Source organism: Phocaeicola faecicola (genome assembly GCF_013618865.1).
Lineage (GTDB): Bacteria > Bacteroidota > Bacteroidia > Bacteroidales > Bacteroidaceae > Phocaeicola > Phocaeicola faecicola.
In genome coordinates, this window is the sequence record NZ_JABSOE010000002.1 from 112,727 (window position 1) to 137,908 (window position 25,182).

The 25,182-nt window shown below is 39.3% G+C and carries 23 protein-coding genes; 9 read left to right on the plus strand and 14 right to left on the minus strand.

The window, feature by feature from the left end; genetic code table 11:
• Window positions 1-5 precede the first annotated feature (5 nt).
• Genes brxC through H3001_RS01005 form a run of 4 tightly spaced genes read right to left on the minus strand, consistent with a single transcriptional unit; the run spans window position 6 to window position 5,172 of the window.
• Window positions 6-3,644 (minus strand): BREX system P-loop protein BrxC, encoded by a 3,639-nt coding sequence (gene brxC, locus H3001_RS00990; RefSeq protein WP_181213825.1) that lies wholly within the window; start codon window positions 3,642-3,644, stop codon window positions 6-8.
• Window positions 3,645-3,673: 29 nt separating this feature from the next.
• Window positions 3,674-4,228: a hypothetical protein gene (locus H3001_RS00995; RefSeq protein ID WP_181213826.1), complete on the minus strand. Its 555-nt coding sequence runs from the start codon at window positions 4,226-4,228 to the stop codon at window positions 3,674-3,676.
• The gene (locus H3001_RS01000) at window positions 4,221-4,964 is read right to left on the minus strand and encodes a BrxA family protein (RefSeq protein WP_181213827.1); all 744 of its coding nucleotides are present in this window, start codon (window positions 4,962-4,964) and stop codon (window positions 4,221-4,223) included. The genes H3001_RS00995 and H3001_RS01000 overlap by 8 nt, the downstream gene beginning before the upstream one ends.
• A 4-nt stretch (window positions 4,965-4,968) precedes the next feature.
• On the minus strand, window positions 4,969-5,172 hold the full coding sequence (locus H3001_RS01005; RefSeq protein ID WP_181213847.1) for a helix-turn-helix transcriptional regulator: 204 nt from the start codon (window positions 5,170-5,172) through the stop codon (window positions 4,969-4,971).
• A 1,003-nt stretch (window positions 5,173-6,175) separates the two neighbouring features.
• Between H3001_RS01005 and H3001_RS01010 the strand changes: the two genes are divergently transcribed.
• Together H3001_RS01010 and H3001_RS01015 are read left to right on the plus strand one after the other, a co-directional pair.
• Window positions 6,176-6,535 (plus strand): DUF2958 domain-containing protein, encoded by a 360-nt coding sequence (locus tag H3001_RS01010; RefSeq protein WP_181213828.1) that lies wholly within the window; start codon window positions 6,176-6,178, stop codon window positions 6,533-6,535.
• A 99-nt stretch (window positions 6,536-6,634) separates the two neighbouring features.
• Complete coding sequence (locus tag H3001_RS01015) at window positions 6,635-7,018, plus strand: hypothetical protein (RefSeq protein WP_181213829.1); 384 nt, start codon at window positions 6,635-6,637, stop codon at window positions 7,016-7,018.
• Here the strand turns inward: H3001_RS01015 and H3001_RS01020 are convergent.
• Complete coding sequence (locus H3001_RS01020; protein ID WP_007835189.1) at window positions 7,015-7,236, minus strand: helix-turn-helix domain-containing protein; 222 nt, start codon at window positions 7,234-7,236, stop codon at window positions 7,015-7,017. The genes H3001_RS01015 and H3001_RS01020 overlap by 4 nt on opposite strands.
• Window positions 7,237-7,997: 761 nt before the next feature.
• Between H3001_RS01020 and H3001_RS01025 the strand changes: the two genes are divergently transcribed.
• From H3001_RS01025 to H3001_RS01035, 3 genes are all read left to right on the plus strand, one after another.
• Window positions 7,998-8,558, plus strand: a complete 561-nt coding sequence (locus H3001_RS01025) for a phosphoribosyltransferase (protein WP_181213830.1) — start codon at window positions 7,998-8,000, stop codon at window positions 8,556-8,558.
• 4 nt (window positions 8,559-8,562) lie between these two features.
• Complete coding sequence (locus tag H3001_RS01030) at window positions 8,563-9,051, plus strand: SLOG family protein (RefSeq protein ID WP_181213831.1); 489 nt, start codon at window positions 8,563-8,565, stop codon at window positions 9,049-9,051.
• 115 nt (window positions 9,052-9,166) lie between these two features.
• Complete coding sequence (locus tag H3001_RS01035) at window positions 9,167-10,057, plus strand: helix-turn-helix transcriptional regulator (protein WP_181213832.1); 891 nt, start codon at window positions 9,167-9,169, stop codon at window positions 10,055-10,057.
• A gap of 130 nt (window positions 10,058-10,187) precedes the next feature.
• Here H3001_RS01035 and H3001_RS01040 read toward each other — a convergent pair whose 3' ends face one another.
• From H3001_RS01040 to H3001_RS01070, 8 genes are all read right to left on the minus strand, one after another.
• Window positions 10,188-10,916 (minus strand): HNH endonuclease, encoded by a 729-nt coding sequence (locus H3001_RS01040; protein ID WP_181213833.1) that lies wholly within the window; start codon window positions 10,914-10,916, stop codon window positions 10,188-10,190.
• Complete coding sequence (locus tag H3001_RS01045) at window positions 10,913-12,505, minus strand: AAA family ATPase (RefSeq protein WP_181213834.1); 1,593 nt, start codon at window positions 12,503-12,505, stop codon at window positions 10,913-10,915. Before H3001_RS01045 ends, H3001_RS01040 begins: the two co-directional genes overlap by 4 nt.
• A gap of 67 nt (window positions 12,506-12,572) precedes the next feature.
• Window positions 12,573-13,667 carry an RloB family protein gene (locus H3001_RS01050; protein ID WP_181213835.1) on the minus strand — a complete coding sequence of 365 codons (1,095 nt, stop codon included), beginning with the start codon at window positions 13,665-13,667 and terminating at the stop codon, window positions 12,573-12,575.
• The gene (locus tag H3001_RS01055; RefSeq protein ID WP_246368302.1) at window positions 13,651-15,006 is read right to left on the minus strand and encodes an AAA family ATPase; all 1,356 of its coding nucleotides are present in this window, start codon (window positions 15,004-15,006) and stop codon (window positions 13,651-13,653) included. Before H3001_RS01055 ends, H3001_RS01050 begins: the two co-directional genes overlap by 17 nt.
• 28 nt (window positions 15,007-15,034) lie before the next feature.
• Window positions 15,035-18,325, minus strand: a complete 3,291-nt coding sequence (locus H3001_RS01060; RefSeq protein ID WP_181213837.1) for a DNA primase — start codon at window positions 18,323-18,325, stop codon at window positions 15,035-15,037.
• Window positions 18,322-18,525 carry a DNA-binding protein gene (locus H3001_RS19370; protein WP_229103311.1) on the minus strand — a complete coding sequence of 68 codons (204 nt, stop codon included), beginning with the start codon at window positions 18,523-18,525 and terminating at the stop codon, window positions 18,322-18,324. The genes H3001_RS01060 and H3001_RS19370 overlap by 4 nt, the downstream gene beginning before the upstream one ends.
• A gap of 205 nt (window positions 18,526-18,730) precedes the next feature.
• Complete coding sequence (locus H3001_RS01065; RefSeq protein ID WP_181213838.1) at window positions 18,731-19,045, minus strand: hypothetical protein; 315 nt, start codon at window positions 19,043-19,045, stop codon at window positions 18,731-18,733.
• 20 nt (window positions 19,046-19,065) lie between these two features.
• Complete coding sequence (locus H3001_RS01070; RefSeq protein ID WP_007843190.1) at window positions 19,066-19,257, minus strand: hypothetical protein; 192 nt, start codon at window positions 19,255-19,257, stop codon at window positions 19,066-19,068.
• Window positions 19,258-19,401: 144 nt separating this feature from the next.
• Between H3001_RS01070 and H3001_RS01075 the strand changes: the two genes are divergently transcribed.
• Window positions 19,402-19,863 (plus strand): helix-turn-helix domain-containing protein, encoded by a 462-nt coding sequence (locus H3001_RS01075; RefSeq protein WP_118165883.1) that lies wholly within the window; start codon window positions 19,402-19,404, stop codon window positions 19,861-19,863.
• Between the two features lie 554 nt (window positions 19,864-20,417).
• Complete coding sequence (locus H3001_RS01080; RefSeq protein ID WP_008157820.1) at window positions 20,418-21,914, plus strand: tyrosine-type recombinase/integrase; 1,497 nt, start codon at window positions 20,418-20,420, stop codon at window positions 21,912-21,914.
• A 92-nt stretch (window positions 21,915-22,006) separates the two neighbouring features.
• Here H3001_RS01080 and H3001_RS01085 read toward each other — a convergent pair whose 3' ends face one another.
• Window positions 22,007-22,219: a hypothetical protein gene (locus H3001_RS01085; RefSeq protein ID WP_008157819.1), complete on the minus strand. Its 213-nt coding sequence runs from the start codon at window positions 22,217-22,219 to the stop codon at window positions 22,007-22,009.
• An 875-nt stretch (window positions 22,220-23,094) separates the two neighbouring features.
• Here H3001_RS01085 and H3001_RS01090 point away from each other — a divergent pair.
• Together H3001_RS01090 and H3001_RS01095 are read left to right on the plus strand one after the other, a co-directional pair.
• Entirely contained in the window at window positions 23,095-23,481 is a 387-nt protein-coding gene (locus H3001_RS01090) for a plasmid mobilization protein (RefSeq protein WP_005815543.1), read from the plus strand.
• A 117-nt stretch (window positions 23,482-23,598) separates the two neighbouring features.
• A complete protein-coding gene (locus tag H3001_RS01095) occupies window positions 23,599-25,164 on the plus strand; it encodes a relaxase/mobilization nuclease domain-containing protein (protein WP_008157817.1) in 1,566 nt (521 codons plus the stop codon).
• Window positions 25,165-25,182: the final 18 nt, after the last annotated feature.

Sequence of the window (25,182 nt, forward strand, 5' to 3'; positions counted from 1 at the left end):
CATTCTTAATTATCAAAATTCAAAATATCATCCTCACCAAACATGTTCAACATCGCCAACTGTTGTTTCAGCCAAGACCTGTATTCAGAAACAGAAGCGGTACCCTTCGGCAACTTCGCTTTCATATTGCGCTGTATAGGTTTGGGTTGTGCCGGCTTATCTTCCGGAATCGGAGCATCAGGTAACTTAGGAATATCAGGTTTCTTTGGTGTAGGATCTTGGGTTATAATCTCTGTATCCCACAAACTGACTTCCTGCTTGACCATACTCAAATTCGTAATTTTGTATTCAATGTCACGTAACAACATTCCTGTATTGCTACACTTCACGCTCCATTTATCCAAGTTTACTTTGACTGTAACATAACGTTTCCATGATTTTTCCAATTCTTCAATCTTACGATAAAGTTTGGTATTCCATTCCTTTGGATATTGGTCTATCTGAGTCTTCAGTTCATCTGTTTTAGCAAATAAAGCCAGAACGTCTTCACTCAATAGTTCGGCTTTATGCTTCATTACCTCGTAATAAATATCCTTAATGTCCTGAGTCAGTTTTTTCATTAATGGAGCATTAGCCACCAAGTCCTTTTCACGTGCTTCTTCAAACTGTTCTTTTTTGCCACGAATCAGGTTCATATCATTTCCTGTCTTGTCGAATTCCTCCGTCACATTTTGAATAAAAGCACGTTCTTCTTCAATAGCCTTAAACTCAGAATCTATGAACTTCAAATCTTTCTGTACCTGTTCTACCGCTTTGATATAATCATCCGCTTCCTGAAGGAATGTACGTGCGGTAGCTATATAATTGGCATCCGTTACAGCTGCTGTATATTGACTGAATACATTACGTGCCTGAACAGAACGTTTGAACAGAAGTTCCATTTCATCATCGCCCATGATTTTGTCCTTTACCTTATCCATCATACGTTTGGAAAGTGTACGGATGCAATCGACCAGCTCAAAATCATTCAAATTGTAAGAAGGAGCATTTTCTCCTGTAATCTTCTTATACTGGCAATCCTCTTTCAGAATATCTACAATCTCCTGCCTGTCATTATAAGACAAGGATTTCATGACAGCCTTGAACGATGCTTTGGCAAAGTTACGGGTATTGTCGAAAATTTTAGCTGCAAGCGCATCCGATACAGAATGGAAGTCTTCGCCATTGAACTTAGCTATCAACTTATTACCACGAAACAATGCCGCCACAGAAGTAATGATAGTACCAAACTTATAACCTGTAGGAGGTGCAGAAAGTTCCTCTTCCAGTTTATCCCCTGTACAGTACGACTTGCATTTCTCTAAAATCTCTGTTGCCACACTTAAATTCTCACCGATAAACTTTCCGGCAGAATCGAAGAAACGAAATTCCTCCGAACCGCCAAACATGGTAGTCAGCTGAGTACTGTTTGCCGTAAGCACTTTAACTGCCAATGAATCGGATAAAGACGCTCCCAGTCTCTTATAGAAAATATTTCCAAACATCTTGCGCTGGAGAGATTCTATTTCTTTCTGGTAGTTGGCATCAGTCAACTGATAAGTGTTAAACAGATAGACTGCTGTTCCTTCCGTATATGATTTATTAATCAATTCAGTAAGGAATTTCATCTTTTCTTCCTTAGTAGAAACAATATTGTTTACTACCTTCTTCTCATCGGCTGTATGATAGGTCTTGGTTTCGATATAATCTATCTTCAAAAGTTCCTGTGCACGATTAAAGATTTCTGTTCCGTAAACAGATGAAGGGATGATACTTATTATACCCTTCTGGCTCTGTGTATCCTGTTTTACAGAAGCCACAAGCTGTGCATGATCTTCATGAAAGACATCATAGAAGCTGACTTTCATATATTTTTCTCCTGCATTTACAAAATTCTCTCCAAGAGAGCTTTCCACACAGAAAGGTATAGCCTGTCCATCCGATGTAAGTGTCTGCGAAATTTTGATAATTTTCTGCTGCTTCAATATCTTGGTTATCTCGGCACGAACACGATAAACTTCAGCGGAGAATGAATTCATATCATCGATAATCTGCTGTTCTATCTGGCTGGTGATACGATACTGATTACCGGATGTAATCAAGACATTACGCTCTACCAATATTTCAAGTGCCTTCTTTACTTCAGCAAGCACACTGTAATAGTCTTCCGGTCTGCGGACATACGACTTGGTGATATTTTCTATTGTAGTATAAGCATTGGCTTTCTCCAGGAAATGAATGGTTTGCAACAAAGCCCTTCCTTCTACATACTTCATACCTTCTTTACCGATATGGTTATCTGCCTGTTCATAGCGCATACGCAATGCTTCCGGAATATTTTCCTCTGCCTGACGGCATAGCTGCGTAGCATTGACATGCGTAAATACGTCCGCTTCAGTCATAGCTTCTTTTTTCAATACATCGAACACAGAAACCAACATACCGCGGGTACCGATTTGAGAAGTTACCGTATCTCTTGAGCCGAACAGGAAATACTGCAACAGTTTGAACTGATGCTCGTAGAACGGATAATAATCTGCGTATGTATGCTCATCTTTAGTGGCATTCAAGGAAACACCGGCAATATGCGTTATATCCTGAATCATACCGTTGTTTTTATTATAATAAGCTTCCAACTGTTCTTTTCCTGAATCAGTCTTAGCCAAAAGCCGTTTACGGATGATAGTATCAATTTCCTCTGCAGCTATAGGAATACGGGTCTTGAATCTGGCTTCCACCTTATTAAGCTGATGAATATTCAGTCCGGATGCATTCAATACATCATTAAAGGCCTGTTGTGCGATACCCACAGTCCATACTCTGTTTCCAAGAGAAGACAAGGCTTCCGAAAGTCCTTCCAAATCCAAAAGATTAATTTTTTTCTGACTTAAAGCTTCGCTCATTTCATCAATGAAAAACACGATTTTCTTTTCCGGATAATGTTCCAGATAAAGACTCAAATCTTCCTTCAGTTTTGTAGCATCGTATGTTTTTATTCTTTCATCAATCAGTTTACGGGTTTCTTCATATTCATCTTCTGACATGAAAGTAAGAATGGCTTTTTTAAGAGCCGGAACTGCTGACATTTTTTTTCTTATGTCATACCAGTCTTTTCCTGCATTCTGCTCCTTTACTGTAGCTAAGAACTTGTGATATCTGTTTTCAAGCATCAGATTGAATTCCATCATTCCAATCCAGTTACTCAGAAAACCCAAAGATAACAGGAAATGGCTCATAGCCATATACGATATGCCATGACTGGAATCTACTTTAGCACAGTCGAACAGAGTAACCTGATAATCTGTCTTATCCAATGAACGTATCTGATTCTCTATGATTTCCTTATTCTTTAGACCAATAAGTTTAGGCATAAACCGGTCACACATAGGGGTTCCTTTAATAACAGGATTGGCTATCAGGAAACCTATCATCTTTGCGAAATATGATTTACCGGAACCATAAAAGCCACTAAGCCACACACCGGATTCCTTCATATCTGAACAGAATACATCAAGGAAATCAGATAAATGTTTGGCAAGACTTTCCGTAAGGATAAAACCATCCAGTTCATCTTTTATATCTTCCTCATTTTGCGAATTCAAGTCAATGACATTCTTTATGTCGTTCTCCAATTCAATGGAGAGTATATCTTTTATCTTACTCATAAGACATCTTTAATCAATAGGTTTCTGATTTATTTTATTACGATACAGCGGTATTTGGAAGCAATCTGCTTACCCAAAAAGTTAATGTTATCTTTATCCACAGTAGCAGGATAAAAAGCAATCAATGGAAGTTGGGCTGACATCACAATCCGATGTTCCATAATATTGATATTGGAGAAGCCCATACCATAAATAGCACCTGTATGAACAAGGACAGGAATCTTATTCATTTGATAGGAATTTTCTATAGCTTTAATTATATAATAGAAGAAAGTTTCTTCATAGAAATTATCACTAAAGAAAACTTCATTTCCAAATTCCTTGTAATTCTCCTGAAACTGTTCTATTCCTTGTTCAGAAACAAACTCAGTAAAAAGAGTTCTTAAATCTATAAAAGAATATTCATCAGAATTAAAATTCTCTGTTGCATACGCTATATAGGCATCATCATCTTCAGGAGGATAAACAAAAAGGATGCTTCTTCCTCCATTAGCCTTACCGGTGATACGCGCTATATCTGTTTTAAGCACTTCTCTCAGTTCTCCAAACAAACGATTATGCTCTATCTGAAATGTACTACTCATGGTCTATCAAATCTATGGTTACATCTTCACCCATCTGGCTGATCTGCCATAGTGAAAGATACTCAACTTTTTTTAATCTCTCGATAATGCTTCTCTTGTCCATAAACCCAAAGATGACAAATGGATTTTCCAACGTCCTGTTCTCAGGACATGTAACTATTATCCAACGGATAAAATAAACAAACAGCTGTCCTGTAATGATAGGATGGCATATATCCTTAGCTGTTTTACCTTCAGCCAGGTTCATTTTCTTAAGCATTGTCAGATATTTGGATGCTGTTATTTTCAAAGTTTCTTCCGACCAGTTCAATTCCCCCTCTTCCGTTTCCTTTATATGATGCAGCAAGCTCAATACATCTATAACAGAAAGAGAGGTCCTCCCCTGATATACAGCTCTCATAAAAACGTCCTTGGTCACTTTAGCAAAAAGAGCGTTACCATAAACCAACTGCCAAAACAATACGAGCAATTTTTCTCTTACAGAAAAATCATCTGAACTGATAGCGGTAAGAAACATATTCTTCTGATTATCATTAGCAAACTTAATAATAGAAGCTTTGATAGCAGCCAGGAATCTATTGAAGGTTTTATGAGTTCTGAAAGAAAACGCCTGCTCTGATTCAGATTTCTTTCCTGTGTATTCACAAATAAATTCAAGCATAGCTACATAATCAGGAATACTACCCAAAACATTTATACCGGAATCATACTTTACTTTTTTATCATTGATTGCCATACTTTCATACCTTAGGAGTATTCAACAAATCCTGTACGTTCACTTCAAGCAGTAATGCTATTTTTATAAGAGTTTCCAAATCAGGTTGGGAGGAGTTAGTACACCATTTAGAAACAGTAGAAGGATTAATTCCTAACTGTTCACTCAACCACTTATTGGTACGTTTCTTCTCAACAAGAACCAACTTCAGTCTATTTATATCTTGCATAGGGTCATTATTATTATCATGAGCGCAATTTAATGAAAAGTTTTCATTCACTAAAACAATCTTATAAAATTCTAGTACTAACTTTTTTGATTTGTGACTGACTATGTATAACGAAAACTTACCGGCTGACTTGCTTCGTATCCCGATACCAGGCAAGTTTCACCCGACAGGTTCATACAATCATGCAGATAAATCAGGGCAGTTGCCAAAGACAGAGCCTTTAAGGTTGCGCTACTCTTCACTTCAAAGGTTCTGACATTGGCAACTGGTTACCGATGGTTTGTCTGAAAACGAAAACAAACAGACCGTCCCGATGATGCAGGCTAAAGCTTGCACTGACGGAACGTCCTATATCTTTGAATACTCGTTTTAAAATACAGGCAAGCTGTTCCGACTGTTCGTATTTCATGCGATGCCGGAACAACTTGCCTTATGCTACGGAAACTTACTGGCTGACTTGCTTCGTATCCTGATACCAGGCAAGTTTCACCCGACAGGTTCATACAATCATGCAGATAAATCAGGACAGTTGCCAAAGACAGAGCCTTTAAGGTTACGCTGCTCTTCATTTCAAAGACTCTGACATTGGCAACCGGTTACCGGTGGTTTGTCTGAAAACGGATACTATGCTCCTCTGAAATCTTTGAATACTGAATATCAGGAAATCATTGGAGCATCATAGCCGGAACCGTTTCTTATGTGCAAAGGTACTGCGGACTGGAGAAACGCCAAGTGACGCTTGCGCTTTCAGTCGGAGGACTTGACGGCAGCCTTCCGCAAATTTTCTCATGCCTCAAAAATTTGGGTATTCCGTCTGCATTCTCTGACTTCACACTTGTCTTTTTCTCCCTTTGGTCCGCAGTTACAAATGCACATAAAACGGTTTATCCCGGCCATGAAGCTCAATGAGCTTTACCGGAGGGAAAAGGACTGGAACTTCAAAATCAAGTGTTATGCGAACAAAAAGAATGAGTATCAAACAATCTTTTAATTTTTTACTGATATGTGCAGATTGATGACGACACAACTGGCGGAAGCTCTGGAGGGTTATCCGCTCTACTCCCAGGACGGCAAGGGAAAGGAGGCTGTTTGCCGTGCGGTTTTTGCCCTTGGTTCTGTAAGGTGGTTTATCCTTGAAGGAAACAGGGAGGATGACGATGTGATTCTATTCGGTATCGTAGTCGGACTCATGGAGGATGAATACGGGTATATTTCCCTCAATGAGCTTTCGGATGTGGAGCTTGACCTGAGTGTTCAGGGGCTTGGCAAGCTTCAGGTAAGACAGCAGAAGAACTTTAAGCCGGTTCCGCTGAAACAGATTCAGGACAGCAGGCTTCAGGAATTTCTTGCAAGGTTTGAATAGGCTGTAAGTAAACAGAAGTGGCCGGTCCTATCCGTCACGGACAAGACCGGCTGCTTATTATAGCAGGTAAATGAAAACAAAACTATAATTGTATGGTAAATGGAAAATTGTCGTAATATTTTTAATCTCTCTGCCCGACATGGGTGGAGCGTTTCTATGGAAAACAAGGATGGAATCCGGTATCTCAATTTCAGACGGAAGACTTCGAGCGGTGTACCGTTCTGCTTTACCATTGAAGCCGGTGACGGTACAGCCGGCTGCATAGCAAAAGAAATATTCTCTTTCGTCAGTGCCGCTGTTCCTGAACAATGTGCAAGGGAATGGATGATTCAGTCGGGAGCAATGGAGCCATCGGAGTTCCTTCAGGCCGTTTCCGACATGGAGGATGTCAGGCTAAGGGCAAGGCTGCTGGCTCTTGAACTTGCAGCCATGAATGCCAAATGTAATCTTTTGGATACCATTCCATGGGACAGACTGAACTAACGGTGTTTCTTACGCTTGCGGCCACGTTTGGGCAGGCCGGTTTCCTTGTAGGCTATCAGGTCAGTTCCTCTGAACACCCTTTTTGCCTTATCAGGTATCTTCAGGAAAGCCAGCGGCTTTTCCAGGTAACGGATATAGGCATAGATGGTGCAGCGGTGAACACCCAGGTAGCGTGCTGCCTCCTTCACTGAATATGTCTTTTCGGGAACGACTTTCATTATATCTCATGCTGGTTAATCTTTTCGTTTATTGGATGCCGTAAAGGTAAACAGTTGATTATTAGTTGTCAATACGTCAAATATGGGATTATTCCGGAGATTGTGGGATTTGTATGGATTATGTGTTACCTGTCATATTCAATACAGTAGGTTTGGCGGTTGATAGCGAATCTTTTTTATGAAAATCAGGAAGGCATATATTTGATGGTTGACAGCGTTGACAGCAAATCCAATGAAAATCCAGCATAAAATCAGTCTTGGAAAATACTGTAATACAATATATTATATTCTTTCTGATTTTTCTTATAAAGAATAGAGTATTATAGTGTGTCAACGTTTGGCTATGGATTTTTAGCGGACTGAAAATTGTGGCTACACTTGTCAACGTTTGTCAACGCATGATTTCTATGTGAAGTATCTGATACACTGACAGATACTCTCTGTCAACACTGTCACTCTTGAAACGTGTGCATTTTATTATCTGAAAACATCTGATGCGAAAGGGATACATGGTTATCCTAATGTACCATTACAGCCACAGGTTTGTTCAGCATGCCTCTTCAGATATTTTTTTGCAAAGGTATCTCCGGCATTGCAAACGTCAAACACAGGGCTGAAAATCTTCCTCAAACGGGGTTGAGCGTATTTTCAGCTTTCCTTTAAGTTTGCCTTATTGAATGCCTGCGCTTCTGAGAACTGCAAAAAATATCCTTCGGGCAAGCTGAAAAACTTGCTGACAGAAGGGAAAAAAATCAGAGCGTATGGTACAGATGGACGAAAACATCAGAAAGCAGTTGGAAAAGCCACAGACATGGTTCTGCAAGTATTTTCCCAAACGTATTCAGAATGTGGGCGAGAAGGAAATCGCCGACAGACAGTTGGTTTATGACTTCAAGGACGGAAGGTCTCATGAAGCGGTAGCACAGATGACGGCAGCAAGAATGATTGAGGAACACGGTAGCAGATGCTCACAATTGGTATTCATTCCGGTACCGGCATCATCGGTAAGAAAGAATGAAATCCGGTATATGGACTTCTGCAAAAGGGTATGTGAACTCACAGGAGCAATAAACGGATATGACCATGTAAGGGTATGCGGAGAAAGACTTGCTATTCATGAAAACCGTAATGCTGAAAAGGAAATCAGAAAGGTGAGCGTCATCGAGTTTGATGAAGAGTGGTTCAGAGGAAAGGCAGTCATAGTCTTCGATGATGTAATAACACGCGGAATCAGTTTCGGTATGTATGCGAATCAGTTGGAGAGTTTCGGAGCGAATGTCATTGAAGGCATCTTCCTTGCAAGAACCCATTATAAAGTATAGGACCATGAACGGAATATTATCAGAAAAATCAAAGTCACTGGCTTTCACGGGACACAGAACTGTTCCCGTAGAAAGGCAAGATGAAATAAGGGCACGACTTGTTGAAGCTGTGTCCGTCGCCTGCAAATCGGGTATAACCTGCTTCTATTCAGGCATGGCCATGGGATTCGACCTGATGGCCGCTGAAACTGTATTATCACTGAAGGGAAGGTATCCGGATATACGGCTAATTGCCATTGTTCCTTTCAGAAGACAGAGCTGCCGGTGGCCGTTAATTGAGAAGGAACACCATCAGAGAATAATTTCCCAGGCAGACTGGGTTATCGTATTGAGTGAACACTATTTCAAAGGATGTCTTCTAAGGCGCAATGACTTCATGCTGGAGCATTCATGTGGCGTGATAGCCTTTTATGACGGCAAACCTTATGGTGGGACATTCTATACCTGCAGGGAGGCAGTGAAGAAAGGCATGGACATAGTAAATCTGTACTGAAAACCAGTCCGGATTACACTGAAAATATTGTACAAAACAGATATGCAAATTTCTTGCATATCTAATTTATAATGCTTATATTTAGATAGTTAAACAAGTTACAAGAGGTGATTTTATGAATAATATCTACAACCGCTACATTTGGCTGCTGCATACGGTCTACCAGGAAAGAAAGGTTACTTTTGAAAGGCTTTGTGATATTTGGAAGCACCATTTCCTATACAATGGAAAGCCGCTGAGTCTGCGCACATTCCATCATCACCGGAAAATGATTGAGGAAAATTTTGATATAGTCATTGCATGTAACAGAAAGGATTATACATACTACATCCAGAATCTGGATGAAATACTCGGTGACAGCTGCCGGAACTGGCTCTTCAACAGCCGTATCATTGATGTGGCCCTGAAAAGCAGTCCGTGTCTGTTCCATCGTGTTGTACTGCCTGACATGTCAAATGGTATTGAATACCTGCCGGATATATCGGAGTGTATCAGCGATGGGCATGAACTGTACATATTCTACACGAATGACAAGGGCAATGAAGTGGAAGGCCGTTTCCGACCGGAAGGTTTGAAGCTGTTCCATAACCGCTGGTATCTGCTCGGGTACAGGAACGGATCAGAGTTCTGTGCCGTTCCTCTTGATGCACTGACAAGAATCTATCTCAGCGAAAACAGGTTTCAGACTGACTGCAGATTTTCGCTGGCGACTCGTCTTTCAGACTCCATTGGTGTTGTGGCTCCGACCGGACAGCAGCCGGAAGAGGTTACTCTAAGGGCTTACGGTCCATTTGCTGATTATCTGAGAAAACATCCTTTCCACCATTCGCAGGTGGAAAGGAATGATATGGGGACTTTCACGTCATTTGATTACACTCTTCTTGTGACTGACGAGCTGGTGGATGAAATCCTGGCTCTTGGTGATAAGGTGGAGATTGCTTATCCGGAAAAGTTGAGAATGAAGCTTTTTCAGAAAATTGGACGTATCAAGAGCAGGTATGTTTAATATGAGTATAATTTAGGTTAACAATAAAACATGGAATATAAATTATTGTTATTCGGCATATTACGCAAAAGAATAATAGTTATATCTTATATAATAGAAGTAAAATATTTCCATTTATATGATAAATAATTTACTTTTTTATTTGCACATATATTCGCAATAATTTAATAATAATATCTCCATAATTCTGGATTATCATAGTTGAATAGTGAGCATTTGGTTGTACTGCATATATTACTTGATTAAAAAGAATTTCTATTGATTCATTTATCTCACAAGGTAATATATCGTAATTAGATAATAATTTTTTTATACATTTAAGCTGGTTGTATACATTATTCAATGTTCTAAGCCTCGATTCCACAAGGAAACTTCTATTATTCCTAATTTTAATATTATCATTATTCAAATTAAATAATTCTATAGTATTTCTGCCTCTATCAACACTTCCATCTGATGTGTTTCTCGAATAAAGCATATGACCTACGTAATAAATTTCTTGTGAAATTTTTTCTTTTCTTGTCAAAACCCAATTCCCATTGTATAGAAACCAATTTGGTGATAATATTTCTTGATTTTTTGTCCCTTTTAAATTATTACATCTTTGACACGAATAATGTAAATTCCTTATATCCTTAGAAAGCAATTTATATTTTTTCAGACCTTTAGGATAAAAATGCTCAATTTGGAAATAAGCCCCTTCTTCAAAACTGGACTCACAATAAGCACAACATCCATTATATATTTTCCTGATGTCATCGCGAACTATTGGGTCACTATTGTAATCTTTTGCTTTTAACAATCTTTGCTGAGCATCTTTAACTAATTCATTTGTTAAATCTTTATCAATAAATTTCATTTCTTATTTCTTATTACTTCTTGATATAACATATCCACCTCATTTCTAAAGTTCTCATAATCTAAAATACAACAAGAACTATCGCTATTCCTTCTTTGAGCTTCTTGATCCAAAATGTTTTTTATTCTTTGCTCTAGTTGATTACTTCTGTATTTTAAAGAGAATTCATCCATAAGTAATTCTTCTATACTATAGCTATGAACGTCTTTAATTTGCATACTTTTAGTTATGCCATTTTCGTCTTTATATAATTTAATTACATTAGAGTTTCCCCTTAACAAAGCCGTTTTCATAATTATTAATGGAGAGTGAGTGGCAAAAATAAAATGAGAAGAATGTATACCATATACATTTTCTACTACAGACTTAAAGTATTCTGGAAAAAGTTGCTGCCATTTTGGATGTAAAGAATTCTCCGGTTCATCTAATAGAACTATTAAGTTTTTCATTTCAAAATTTTGAGGTAAACTCGCAAATAGACTGAAAACTCTAATTAGCATTTGTTCTCCAGAACTCATGTTTTCAATGGGAATATCATCACATTCTATTTCAGAATCTATTAAATTTAATTCCTGCAATATTATAATAAATAAAAAATCTATTTCGGATATTGCTTTGATGTCTAGTGATTTGTCGATAATAGGAGAAATATCTTCACTAGAATTCAAACAAATTCCAATTGCTTTTGAAGTCAATCTATTACCTATAGTTCCAGAAGCCTTAAATTTGGAAATAAATTCAACTAAGGATTTAAAGATATCTGACAGTTTTAACTCTGTTAGTAGTTGTTTTATATTTACGTCATATGTTGATATATATTCCTTTATTGATTTAGTAGAAAGTAAACAATCTAAAAAAATAGATGCTTGTTCACCAAGTTCTTCAAATTTATATTGTACAGACTCTAATTCATTAAAGAATCCAATAACGCTAAATATTGTGATTCCATTTCTAACTGAAATAATCTTTTGATCTTTACTCCAAGAAAAATGGCTCAACATTATATCTATATTCCATTGAGAATCTTTTTTTTCTAAATACTTAGATAATGTTGCAAAATTTTCATTTTCTAAATATCTAAATGCTTTCAGAAACATAATCTTTAATTGATTATCATCTGAATAGTTAATTTTATAATACCTATTAGATATACCATAAAATGCATCCTCAAAATCATTTATTGCTGAACTTAAATATACAAGATATGCATTATTGTTTTTTAGAAAGTCTTTACAATTAAAGACATTCCATATATCGTATCTATAAAACAATTCATTAAAAGCTCTATCATGGAAAATTGCATATTTATTATCCTTTATAATGCTGTATAGCTCTTTAATATTAGGATTATCCTCATTTACAAATGTATTGCAATAATCTATAACAGATTTAAATAGCACGGTTTTTCCGACACCGTTATCACCTATTATATAGGTATATGTGTTATTTATAGTATTAAAAGTTGAAATAGACATGTCATCATGAATCTGTTCTTTTTGGCTTCTGTCAATATCTGCATTATAATATAAATTAATATCTGTTGTTCCTAAGATTTTATGATGCCTAAAATTTATTGATTCTATTCTCATATTATACTATTTTTACTAAGAAAGTATTAATCTGATATTTATATTCGGAGATTAAACATTTATTATATTATATACCATCTGTTAGTAGCAGTAATTCCTTTTTAAGACTAGCTTTCACTAATATTACCTGATTACAGGTTAGTGTACAAGGTAATGATTTCGATTCCTCAGGCCCTAACAGCAGTACCTTCTCATTCAATTCCTTTTTGGTATTTTTCTCCCGATCATATATCATAAACATCCCTCTTTGGAATATTTCAGAACCATTCTTGTTGTTTGTTAGGTTTAAGCCTCTCTCGTCAAGCTTTACAGACCAGTCAGAGCCATGGTCTCTGAAGGTATATGTAGTACCATAGCTTACCGTTTCTTTTCCTATCAGTCTACCAACAAGAATATCTACATTCGTATAAGGATTGCGTTTATAAATCGGTTCATCGGTTTTTGAGTCACTTTCCGTTCTCAACCGACATGCACTTATCATGCCTTTCAGTAATTTGTCCTTAACCAGCGGAAAGGTAGAAACTGATGATTTGCTTTCCATCCAGTATCCGTGTTTCCTCGCATATCCGTTGATACATTTCTTACCGTCACAATCCTTATCAGGATTCTTACCAGTACCACATTCGTATATCTGCTTTTTGCCTTTTATTCTCTCGCCACATTCCGTTGCTTCAAAACCATAATACAGGTACTCAAAATGAAGCAGCAAATAATATTCAAAACTACGACTTGAAAAAGCAATATTTACCTTTTTCCCGTCTATTATCTTATTGGCTTCGGCCATGGCTTCCTCATGTTTAGGATGTTCGTCCTTATCATATACTGCCCAAGATTCATCCACTCCTTCAGACATGATTTTTCTTGCATACAACACCCATTTTAATGGTGGAACACCAGTTATAACTTCATCTTCAGCAACATCTTTCTGTCCACCTGACTTGACTTTACGTTTCTTCCCTTTATAGCTTCCTCTGGAAGAATCCGCTTCAGCATCTTCAACCGGTATATTAGGCTGAGGAATTGTACGTACATCAAAATCCTTGCTGTCACCATAAAACCGGTCACACAAGTCTGTAAAGAATAACGGTTCGGTCTTATCGCCTTCACACACTATTCTTATGACATACTTACTATGACGTTTATTTTCACTCGTTCTTGCCATAGTCTACAAACAGTTTCTCCAGTGGTTTTAATGAAGGAACACCTCCAAATTTATTATTCAAATACCATTTGGCAAACAATGTATCCTCTCTTACGTCCTCAAAATCGGAAAGAGAGAATATCTCTGATACTCCCTGCCCATTCTTTTCTGTAAACCATACCTGGTCTTTACGGATAGTATTCTGGTCAAGCAGATTCACATCATGGGTTGTAAAAATCAATTGGGCATTATTCCTGTTTATTCTTTCATTTCTGAAAATGTCCACAATAAGCTGTGTTATGTAGGAATGTAGCCCGGAATCCATTTCATCTATAAAAAACGGACTTCCATTCTGCAGTGCCTGTAATATATAACAGCCTATAAGGAAAAGTGATCTTGTACCAAAAGATTCTTCTTTTAAAGGCAAATCTGCTGTTTTGCCCAAATCCTCACCATCATTATATAGACCATGCAGGCTTGTAACTTCAACGCCATCACTGCGCTTTTCCAGCTGGAAACCGGTCATACCGGTATCCGCAAATGCCAGAAATTCAGCAAGCAGTTTCTTGTTTTCAGGTCGTGAATAAAGCCATCTGACCATTTCCTTATCTTCACCCAACATGGTATCTTCATGATAACCGTTGGAAACAATCATATCTGCCAGATATTTTGCGGCATTTGTTATCGGTTCGCATGGTGTATCCTTCAGGAACTTGGAAATCAGCAACTGGTTCTTGAACACATTGAAAGGCTTTGAAGAAGAAAGGCTTGATCCGAATTTAATAGTATCTGATTCTTTATCTTCTGAAAGCAAAGTGCGTTCATAAAGTTGTGTCTGTTTACCGTTTGGATAATAAATCAGCGACTCTGACTCTATCTGCAATCTGGTAAAACTGACTTCATATTTATATCTGATTTTCTGAGTTATAAACTCCATTGAAAAACCTATTGGTGCATCAGCCGTAGTATTGTCAAATTTGAACGGCTGATACAATGGAATATCATCACCAACCCTGTTGTCAAGATTGTGGACCCATCGTCTGAACCTGTATAAAAACTTTATGATATTAGTCTTACCTGAAGCATTTGCTCCATAAATCAAAGAAATTTTCAAAGCCTTCTTTAATCCTTCCGCATTGGTCTCAACTTCACATATATTATCAACCTTAGCCTTTGAAGAGGTCGGCTCTGTCGTAAAGAAACATACATCCTTAAATGAACGGTAATTCTTAATTTCTAAATTTAATATCATATTCTTGCATCTTTTCCACAAAAATAACCTTTTAAATTTTCTATTCAAAGTTTTTTCTTCATTTTTCGCGCTTTTTCTTCGCAATTTCAGTTTTAAATTCTTATCCATGGATTTCATTGAGTCTTTTAAGATGAGTTTATTCAAAAGGCAGTTCATTCTGTTTGAGCTGTTGCAGGTCTATAGCATTGCTTTCCGCTGGAATTTCCTCCTGGTTTTCTGCTACAACCTCAGTTTCAAGATCCAGTCCGAAAGTCTCTTTCAGCTGGAGATAATCAAAGCACAATGCCTTCGGTCGGTTTACCTTTACCTTCTTAACCTGCTCTCCATTCACAATGTCGATGGTATAGTCAGGAAGTCCGCTTGGCAGAAGTATGGTGAATCTGTCCTGTTTCAGGCCCAAATATGAAGCATGGGATTTCAGGTACGACATGATGGTGGACCAGTTCGAGCGGTTGGAGGTGGAACCTGCATTCCGGCTGTTGAACAGTGATGCTACGGCTGCTGTGTTCAGATAGAGAATCGGACGTGCCTCCTTAAATTCTATATCTTCCTTGACAGACAACGGACGGAAGGATTTCATATACCTTATACGGTAATGTGCCTTCTCGATACATTTCCCTGAAGTCTGGAATCCCTGAAGCATACTCCAGAAGTCCGCTATTTCCGAACTTTCCTGAGCCAGTTCATTCTGGTTGCGTATTCCTTTGACTGCTGTTTCAAAAAGCTCCGCATAACTGAAAGGCACGTCAATGACTGTCTCCAGTGTCCTGAAGGTGGCCAATGGAATAACCCAGTTTCCGAATATACGGTCATGGATGGTTTCATTCTCCAGTTTCGCAGCCAGCTCACGCTTGGTAATGGAATATATTTCCGGAAAGTTCTTCTCAAACAGTTCCCGGTGTCCCAGAATCTCCAGGGTGAGGTGGGTAAGTCCCATGTTGCAGACTGATACAAGGTCTTCATAGGCTCTTTTCTCGTTCTGGTTGAATGATGTCTTTGAAAAGGCAAGGAAGATGACACGGGTGTAGAGTGCCATATCCTGTGTCGGCTTGTCCTGGCCGCAAAGGGCAACCCCTGTTGTGACAATGGTCTGGGCTGCCATACCGTCTGTGTTTGTATTCTTCTTGGTCTGACCACCACCGCCCCAAAGTCCTTTCAAGTAAGCTATTTTTCGTATGTCGAGGTCATTCTTGTATTCGTCAAGCACGGCAAGTGTATTGACTGCCTGTGATACACGGTCGTTCATGGCCGGTACTGAAGTTACACCGAGGTTGGGCGGATCAACTCCGTGCAGAAAGAAGGACTGGAGGGAAGTAGCCAGTGTTGTCTTACCGGTTCCTTTCTCACCGAAAAGGTTCAGGATGGGAAAGTGACGGGTGCGTCTGAATATGATGTCACGGAAGAGGGTGGCAAGAAGGTAACAGAAGGCTATGCTTGCATTCTCACCGAACACTTCCATAAGTCTTTTTACGTAATCATACAGTTTTATCCCGTTACGGTTCTCATGCACCATGAGTCTTTCAAACTGGAATATCTCCGGATTGTTTAGATAGATTTTTGAAGTAGCCGGTATATAGAAGGCCTTGCCGTTGATTCCACGGACAATACCCAAATCATCAACGGCATTGAATGTGCCTGCAAAAAATATTCCGTTTCCAAAAGCAAAGAATCCTTCAGCCGCATTCCAGCCGAGCTTTCTGATACGTTCTGCCGTATCGGTCTTTGAGTACAGGTATTCCTTTACACGGTTGAGTTTGTCTATCTTGGCCAGCCATACATAATTGCCCAGTGAGCCGACCTTCTGCTGAAAGTTGCTCAGTGAGCATAATTCTGACTCCTTCAGTTCTATGACCCTGCATACATTGTACATATTCCTCATACGGAAGATTCTGGTTCCGTTTATCTCATCTTCGATATGGAACAGCGGTTCCATTATGAAGTTGGAGATTCTTGACGGTTCATCATCATCTTCACCGATGGAGTAGTAACAGTTTTCCCTGACGAACAGACCGAACTGGCGTAGCAGCTCCGCTTCACGCTGCATCTCGTTCATGCCCGCAGGTTTGTCGTTCCTTTTCCTGGCTTCGCCACGTGCCTGGGTAACGGCATCACGCCATAGCTTTACCTTCCCGTGCAGTCTGGAGAGCTGTTCTATGCACTGGTCATACACAAGTTGGTCTTTTATATAGCGCAACAGGTCAGCGATTTCCGCAACACACTTTCTTTCCTCTACCATGGAACCGGCTACCAGAAAACGTTTCTGTGCCAACCAGATGATAAAATGCTTTTCAGGAAGTGAAGTATAATCCTCCCTGCTGCGGATATAGCTGTCGGCATCATTCTTTGCATATTGTACTTCTCCTTCTGTCTCGGATGGTATTTCTGCAAAAGGAAGTTCCCTGACTGTTACATGGAATCCTTTTCTTATGGCTGCAGCCCCGTTGGTCATCACCGCCTCAAATCCCGGTCCGTATGGCTTGCCTTCCGCAATATCTGAATCAGGAATGAAACAGAGTGAGGATACATATTTCTTCAGCTGTTCAAACTGGCTTTCACTCCAGGCTGTTCCAAGTGACGCTACTGTATTGTCGTATCCAATCGACTGCATTCTCAGGACATCAGGAGCACCTTCCACAATGATATAATAGTCGGCATCACGCAATCTGACGGCACGGTCAATACCGAATACTGTTTCTCCCTTGGAGTAAATCATGCTTGTTGCCGAGTTGATATACTTGGGAACTTTCCTGTTTTCTCCGATGTATCTGGCCGTATAGGCAATGATGCGCCCCCATCTGTTTCTCACGGGAATCATGATACGCTGTCGGAACATGGCGTATGTGTTGCCGTCCTCGCCACGCTTGAACATGCCGAGTTCGTACAGCAGTTCTTCGTTCAGAGCCTTGCTTCTGCAGAAATCCATAAAGGCCTGTCCGTCCTTCGGTGCATAGCCTATTCCGGCAAAGGCACAGAACTCCTCATGCCACCGGCCGTATGCGTAGGCCCTGGCATCAAGGCTTTCTTCCTTGTCTGTTGCTCTGAGGCATTGAAGGAAGAAGCTCTGGACTGTATCGAGAACTGTCAGAAGTGATTCCCGGTGCCTGGCTTCGGCCAGCTGTTCCTCACTGCGCTCTTCACTGATGTATTCTACCGGAATATTATGGTTTCTGGCAATAAATTCCACGGCGGCACTGAAGGAAAGGTTTTCCTTTTCCATTATAAACGTAATGGAATCACCACCACGGTTACAGCTGAAACAGTGGAAGAGATTTTTGCTGGGAATAACGGCAAAGGAACCGGTCTTCTCTGTATGAAAAGGACAAAGTCCCATCAGGGTTGAGCCTTTTCTGGACAGCCTGACATAAGGACTGAGTACGTCTTCAATGGCAAGTTCCCTTACTTTCCGTATGGTTGTTTCGCTTATCATAACGTACTGAGCAGGTTCCAACAATCGATTATTGACTGGCCGGAGTATTTCGGACGGCTGATATTATTAGGATTGAGCGGTTGGATATATCCGTTATCTCTGTATTTTTTGAGTGTCTTGTTGCTGATACCGAGTTCAGCACAGGTGCGCTTGACTGAATAGACACCGTTTGGATCGCACGCTGGTCTGATTTCTTTCATTATTATAAAATCATTATGAATGTGCGATACAAAAGACCTGTCCGGCTTTATCGTTATGTGGCAAAACTATAAGCTGGTGAACAAAGGTTACTGACGCACATTCCTGTACCTACTATAATTGCTTTCTTTATATTTCATAGAGTATCACGGCTAAATTAAACATATATAGTTTACCACTATTAAAATATTAGCCATAATATGTTTATCATTTATCTTTCTTGACTGATCTTTCGGCCTGTTTTGGCTGACTCTCATCAAAATAATCCTGGGTGGTACGCTGTAGAAGCCTGAGGTCTGCTGTGCGGTATTCCACCTTACCCGGCCTTTTATAGGAAACCACCTTTCCCTGACGTTTCCACCTTTCTACATTCCTGCGGCCAAACAGCTCGTATGCCTTCCTCTGGCTGATGAATTCAGGATCATCCTTGTCGGCTTTCAATTGCCTGACAATTCTGGAGGAGAGGTCATTCAGGAATGTTTCGTATGGTATAAGATGGTCCAGAAACTGTAATATCTTCATACTAAACCTGATTTGGTTTTCTATACTGTTCGTTTGACCGTAATGGTATGGTTTTCCCTGTCAGTCCTGGTCTTGAACTGACGGTTGTAGATGGCACCAAGCTCTGAGGCCTGAGTACGGACGCTTTTCAAACGTGAAATGGGGAATGAAACGGATTCACCTACTTCAAGGGCAACAAGTGCAGGACGGATTTTTTCTAAGTTTTCAGACATAATTGTTGGATGTTTAATATTTAATGTTTAACTTTGTATTCACCAAATGAATATGTTACACCGCAAAGTAACATAAAATGGTTTACATAACCAAATATTTGTTTGATGATTTATTGTTTAAGATGTATTTATTGAAGGAATCGCATGGATAATGACATAAAACACGTGCATGTAGGTCAGGCTATCGACAAAAGACGCAACGAGCTTGGATTGAGTAAATCTGAGCTTGGGCGCAAAATAGGTGTACCGCAGCAGCACATAAACCGCATACTGGAAAGGGAGACAATGGAAACGAGCAGGCTTATTAAAGTCAGCGAAGCATTGGACTTCAATTTCTTTTCCCTTTTCTGTCCGAGACAGCATCATATATCGGCACACCTTGCAGCCGTTGCATTGGACGGTAATGCAAATAATCTGATAGGTGATGCAGAACTGGCCGTGCAGTTATCCAGCGAAAAGAAAGAAACAGAGAACCTGAGGGAAACAATCAAGCTTCTGAAAGAGCAGATAGAAAGTCTGAACTCACAGATTTTACGTCTTGATTCAAACCTGAAGGATAAAGATATAATTATTGAACTATTAAAAGAAAGGAGAAAAGACATGTAATTTTAAAAGAATGGTAATGGCCATTTGCATGTAGGTAGTAGAATAAAACTTTACCATTAACGGTGTTCACCATTTATAAAAATAATATAGTAGCCATAGCTTGATTCTTAGAAGAGAAAGTTTTGATACTAACAGATTGTTTTCTAATTGTTTACTCTCTATCTGTAAATAAAAGAAAATCAATGTAGTATTAAAGAGGCACAAGCTGCAGTAGAGGAAAATCTCTAAGAAATCAGCTTCTTTAATTTATATAGGTAAGACAAGCGTTTTCCATTTGTTTTCCCCAAGCATTTAGATAACTGATTGTCAATATAATATTAAAGTGGCGCAGGCTGCTATTGAGGAAGCATAAGCAATATAGGATAATATTTGATTTAGGCTGTAACGAACTGTTTATCAGGTGTTACAGCCTAAGTTGTTTTTAGGTGGTTCGTGCATTTGTCCGCAAAAAATGAGCCAAATTAACGGTACTTGCATACACCATGCATACACTTTTGAACAGTGGCGCATACACCAACGCATACACCATTTAAAAACTTATAAATCAATCTGATATGGCAACATTTAAAGTAGTCGTAAGAAAAAAGAGAGCTGACGGATTTTATCCAGTGTATATTCGTGTTGTCCACCGTTCAAGAATGGGCTATATTAAAACCGATAAACTCATTACGGATAAGCAAATTACCAAGAATGGAGAAATCAAGGATATTGTGGTCAATGAATATTGTTCACGAGAAATCCTACGTTATAGCGATATGATAAACCGTAAGGATGTCTCAAATTATTCTGTTGCTGAACTAATTGAATTTCTTATTCATTCAGATGAAGAAATATGTTTTAGTGACTATGCAACAAAGTTCATTAACCGTATGGCCTCTGAAGGACATGAACGTAATGCTAAGAACTATCGTTTAGCTGTAAACCACCTTGAAAGATATTTGGGAACAACAAGAGTTATGTTTACCCACTTGTCATCTTCTGTTTTGACAAGATGGATTAATAGCCTTTCGTTAACGAACAGGGCGAAAGAAATGTACCCGACTTGTTTAAGACAGATATTCAAAAGGGCACTTATAGAGCTGAACGATGAAGAACGTGGTATCGTGCGAATCAAATACAATCCTTGGTTAAAAGTATCCATTCCAAAATCTGACAGTACGGTTCAAAGAGCCATCAGTGCAGAGGCATGTAGGGAGTTTTTCAATCGTCCCCTACCGGAAACCAAAATGATTTCCTCTCTTCCGGAACTGGGCAGAGACGTGGCACTCCTATCCTTGTGTCTGGGCGGAATAAACACCGTAGATATTTTTGAGCTTAAAAAAGAAAACTATAAGGATGGTATTATCGGATATAAAAGAGCTAAGACAAAGCACAGCCGGAAAGACGAAGCCTATATTGAAATGCGTGTGGAACCGTTCATTCAGGCCACATTTGACAAGTATCTTTCAGACGAAAATGACGAATATCTTTTCAAGTTCCATAAGCGTTACAGCAACCCGGACAGTTTCAATGCCAACGTAAATATTGGAATCAGAAAGATATGTGCTGATATGGGAATGAAAAAGGAGGATTATTACTGTTATTATACTTTCCGTCATACATGGGCTACAATTGCCCAAAATGACTGTGATGCCAATCTGTATGAAGTTGCCTTCGGTATGAACCACAGTCATGGACTAAATATAACAAGAGGCTATGTCAAGATAGATTTTACTCCAGCCTGGGAACTCAATGCAAAAGTGATTGACTTCATTTTCTTCAGCAGCAAGAAGAGCAAGCAAGGCAAGGCACGTGACTTCGAGACACCGGCAGATAAGATGTTCCGTATCACCAAGAAGATGATGATCTATGGACGTGCGTATTTCAAAGGTGATGTTATCGGTGAAATAACAGACATTGGTTTCAGTAATGTGGACCAGGTTATCGACAGATTGGTTGAACTGTTGCCGAAGGATATTCCTACCGGATGTATGGTTCAGTTCCGTCTTATGAACTGTGATTCCAAGAAGGAAGTTGTATATGAAAGAAGCAAAGGGAAAGGATTCATGTAATCGACAAACCTGAACAAACCATTAACGCAAAGGGAGGATTCTACTTATCTTTATCAGAACCGTACCATTTCTCATATTGGTGCGGTTCCTTTCTATTTGTCCGGTTGATTCCAGGGCATGACATCACAGCCTATAAGTATGGCAAAGACAAGTACGATAAGCTTCCATATAAGGATGAAAGCCTTTTTTACCAACCAGACTGCCAGACGTATGGCAATCTTCAAAAGCCAGAATACCAGCTTCAGGAGCAACATACCGATAATAAGTACCGGCAACAGATATATAATCAACAGCAATTCAAACATAATGTGTAGTATTTAATGAATATAAGAGCTTATTAATTATATAAATATACTAAAAATCAATGAGATACAGAAATTTACGCAACACTATTTTCTTGTTATTCGAGTAGATTTTCTACTGATTATCAGTGTTATATCACTATGGTGATAAGGTGTCTCCAGACTCTGAATACAGGGTTATTCCATCTGAATATTTTTGCAATATAGTTCAGATAAAATAAGGTTTCCCGATAGCCATTTCATCAGCTGAATCAGCTACAAGATTTCATTTTCCCTTTTATTGGAATTCCAGGTACTGAGACAATCAGGTTACTTTTACCATACTATCATGGTATCGGAACTACATATTATATTGGATATAGTTTTTATGAGAACAATAGCCATCTATCCCATATAACTACATCTTCAGTGTTTTTGAAACTTTGGTTTATCCAACCATAAATAACGAAGCATTGATTACTGATTACTGCGATTTGTATGGTTCTATGATTGAATAATGCTTGTAGCATCTATTTCAGAACACACTGATATTGGCTTGATAAGTTCTAGGACTCTATACAACAATATTCCGCAATATGGATATTCCAAGACAACCGGATGCTACAGCACACGGTAAGCCAGAATATGCCTCCAAAGAATTGTGTTGCAGATTTCGGTTTGCAACGGCAATCTCCGGTAAATTTGGGTGTAATAATCATTCCCGGAAGGCTTCGCTCTGACGTGCAGAGTTTTCCAAGCAAGTTGTACTTTTGTGGCCACAAAACTCCGTTTCGTACTCACAAAAGTAACTTGCCGAATGCTGGGGCATTGGAGCGGCTGGCCGCTGTTTCGCATGGCGAAAGATGGTCCGGGAAAACTAACCACCAATGTATCCAAGTATGAAGAATCAGAGAACCAAGTACATCAAGGTCAGAATGACACCGGAAGAAGTACAACAGTTTAAGGAGAAATCTGCCTCCTATTCATCCGTGAGCCATTATATACGCTCTGCACTGGCAGAGTATTCAGATATCGGAACCAAAAGGCAGCTCGAACTGATGAATGAAATGGGTTTGTTTTACCGGAAATATCAGAATGAACTTTCCTGGGCAGGAGGAAACCTTAATCAGTTAGTTAAACGTGCCAATGAGCTTGCGGTAGCCGGGTTACTCGCACCCAGCTATATTCAGGAAGTTCTGTTACCTGTTATTCTTGAAACTCAGGAAACATTGAACCGAATAAAGAAAGACCTTGATTCTCTGACACAGAAAGCTGTCAGAATCTGAGTTATTAGTTACACGGTATTCAATCATTTCTGATATTATTATTGTGTAACCGTAGATTAATGAACTTGAATTATTTCGGTTACTCAGTCACTTAAACCATGATAATTAGAATTCAATATGATAGCAACCATATTACCGGGAAGCACTAACTTCCATTCAGTCGGTTACAATGAACATAAAGTCTCGAAAGGTGTTGCACGGCTTATCGAGATTCAGAATTTCGGTTCACTCGGAACATTTCACAAACCTACCCCAAGTGAACTGGTCGGTTATCTCCAGAAGTACAGTTCACAGAACAGCAGAATCAGGAAACCACAGTTTCATGTGGCCATATCATGCAAGGGACACGAAATGTCGGAAGATGAGTTGCTGGATTTTGCACACCAGTATCTCAAGGAAATGGGATACGGAGAATCCGGTCAGCCGTTGCTTGTTTATTCTCATTATGACACGGAGAATACCCATCTTCATATCATCACTTCGAGAGTGGCACCTAATGGAAGAAAGATTCAGCACAGCCATGAACGCAGACATTCTCAGGAGGTAATAGACCGTATTCTTGGTAACGATAGGAAGAAGAAAACGGAAGATGACATTAATTTGGCCAAGCTATACACGTTCTCTTCATTTGCCCAGTTCAAGGCAATTATGGTTTCCATGGGATATGAAGTCTATCAGAAAGATGGGAATGTACTCGTCAAGCATGGTGGAAAGGTTCAGAAGGAAATCCCTTCTTCAGAAATAGAAAGTCTTTTCAAGAGCGGTTATCGGGAAAGGACACGTTGCCGTCAGCTCAGAAGTATATTAAAGAAATACCGTGACGTAAGTTCCAACAAGGAGGAACTGCAGAAGGAACTGAAAACGAAGTTCGGTATTGACATTGTGTTCTTCGGCAAGAAGGATGCACCATATGGGTATATGCTCGTTGATCATGCAAACAATACCATCATTAATGGTGCAAGGGTGCTGGCTGTAGAGGAACTTCTGGACTTCGCTACTCCTGAAGAGCGGTTCAAGCGGATTGAGGACTATATTGACCGGTTACTTACACTAAATCCGAATATTACCCAGAGTGAAATATACCATAAAATCAGGAAGCAGCGTGCCTATATCAAGAAAGGCATCATCTATTTTGATGGCCAAAGCCGTCCGTTAAAACCTTTTATGGCAGAAGCAATTGACCGTAATAACCGTATAGCTATGGTAGAAATGTTCAATCCGGTTACTGAGGCTGAACGGGATTTGCTTTGTAAAATTTTTAAGGTTCCCCGGAAAGATCTGGTAGATATATCTCCGGAAAGAACACACTACTACACAGATGCTGTAAACCGTCTGCGTGAGATATTCAATGATGAAAATGTTTCCTCTGTCAGAAGCCGAATACATGAAGAGGGCTTCACCATCCGTCAGGAAGAGGATGCAACTTACGCCATCAATTTCAAACAGCATATTATTATAAATCTTACTGAGGAAAACTTCAATCTTCAACGGTTAAAGAAACAGCCAATGAAGCAAATTGAACGGCATAAACACCAGCAATCAACAAAGCATACTTCACACTTCTCAGGCAAAGCCAAGCTGCGTGATGCAGGTGGTGGCAGTCATAGCGAGAAACGTGAGTGGGAAGTTGGTCAAAAAGGTAACTATGATAATGTTGATGATGAACGTTCAATTAAAAGATAAGTTTAAATGTGCATTTTA

Bases quoted from the DNA above. Each gene is read 5' to 3' on its own strand.
- brxC (WP_181213825.1), bottom strand. From the start codon at position 3,644: ATGAGTAAGATAAAAGATATACTCTCCATTGAATTGGAGAACGACATA.
- H3001_RS00995 (WP_181213826.1), bottom strand. From the start codon at position 4,228: ATGAGTAGTACATTTCAGATAGAGCATAATCGTTTGTTTGGAGAACTG.
- H3001_RS01000 (WP_181213827.1), bottom strand. From the start codon at position 4,964: ATGGCAATCAATGATAAAAAAGTAAAGTATGATTCCGGTATAAATGTT.
- H3001_RS01005 (WP_181213847.1), bottom strand. From the start codon at position 5,172: ATGCAAGATATAAATAGACTGAAGTTGGTTCTTGTTGAGAAGAAACGT.
- H3001_RS01010 (WP_181213828.1), top strand. From the start codon at position 6,176: ATGTGCAGATTGATGACGACACAACTGGCGGAAGCTCTGGAGGGTTAT.
- H3001_RS01015 (WP_181213829.1), top strand. From the start codon at position 6,635: ATGGAAAATTGTCGTAATATTTTTAATCTCTCTGCCCGACATGGGTGG.
- H3001_RS01020 (WP_007835189.1), bottom strand. From the start codon at position 7,236: ATGAAAGTCGTTCCCGAAAAGACATATTCAGTGAAGGAGGCAGCACGC.
- H3001_RS01025 (WP_181213830.1), top strand. From the start codon at position 7,998: ATGGTACAGATGGACGAAAACATCAGAAAGCAGTTGGAAAAGCCACAG.
- H3001_RS01030 (WP_181213831.1), top strand. From the start codon at position 8,563: ATGAACGGAATATTATCAGAAAAATCAAAGTCACTGGCTTTCACGGGA.
- H3001_RS01035 (WP_181213832.1), top strand. From the start codon at position 9,167: ATGAATAATATCTACAACCGCTACATTTGGCTGCTGCATACGGTCTAC.
- H3001_RS01040 (WP_181213833.1), bottom strand. From the start codon at position 10,916: ATGAAATTTATTGATAAAGATTTAACAAATGAATTAGTTAAAGATGCT.
- H3001_RS01045 (WP_181213834.1), bottom strand. From the start codon at position 12,505: ATGAGAATAGAATCAATAAATTTTAGGCATCATAAAATCTTAGGAACA.
- H3001_RS01050 (WP_181213835.1), bottom strand. From the start codon at position 13,667: ATGGCAAGAACGAGTGAAAATAAACGTCATAGTAAGTATGTCATAAGA.
- H3001_RS01055 (WP_246368302.1), bottom strand. From the start codon at position 15,006: ATGGATAAGAATTTAAAACTGAAATTGCGAAGAAAAAGCGCGAAAAAT.
- H3001_RS01060 (WP_181213837.1), bottom strand. From the start codon at position 18,325: ATGATAAGCGAAACAACCATACGGAAAGTAAGGGAACTTGCCATTGAA.
- H3001_RS19370 (WP_229103311.1), bottom strand. From the start codon at position 18,525: ATGAAAGAAATCAGACCAGCGTGCGATCCAAACGGTGTCTATTCAGTC.
- H3001_RS01065 (WP_181213838.1), bottom strand. From the start codon at position 19,045: ATGAAGATATTACAGTTTCTGGACCATCTTATACCATACGAAACATTC.
- H3001_RS01070 (WP_007843190.1), bottom strand. From the start codon at position 19,257: ATGTCTGAAAACTTAGAAAAAATCCGTCCTGCACTTGTTGCCCTTGAA.
- H3001_RS01075 (WP_118165883.1), top strand. From the start codon at position 19,402: ATGGATAATGACATAAAACACGTGCATGTAGGTCAGGCTATCGACAAA.
- H3001_RS01080 (WP_008157820.1), top strand. From the start codon at position 20,418: ATGGCAACATTTAAAGTAGTCGTAAGAAAAAAGAGAGCTGACGGATTT.
- H3001_RS01085 (WP_008157819.1), bottom strand. From the start codon at position 22,219: ATGTTTGAATTGCTGTTGATTATATATCTGTTGCCGGTACTTATTATC.
- H3001_RS01090 (WP_005815543.1), top strand. From the start codon at position 23,095: ATGAAGAATCAGAGAACCAAGTACATCAAGGTCAGAATGACACCGGAA.
- H3001_RS01095 (WP_008157817.1), top strand. From the start codon at position 23,599: ATGATAGCAACCATATTACCGGGAAGCACTAACTTCCATTCAGTCGGT.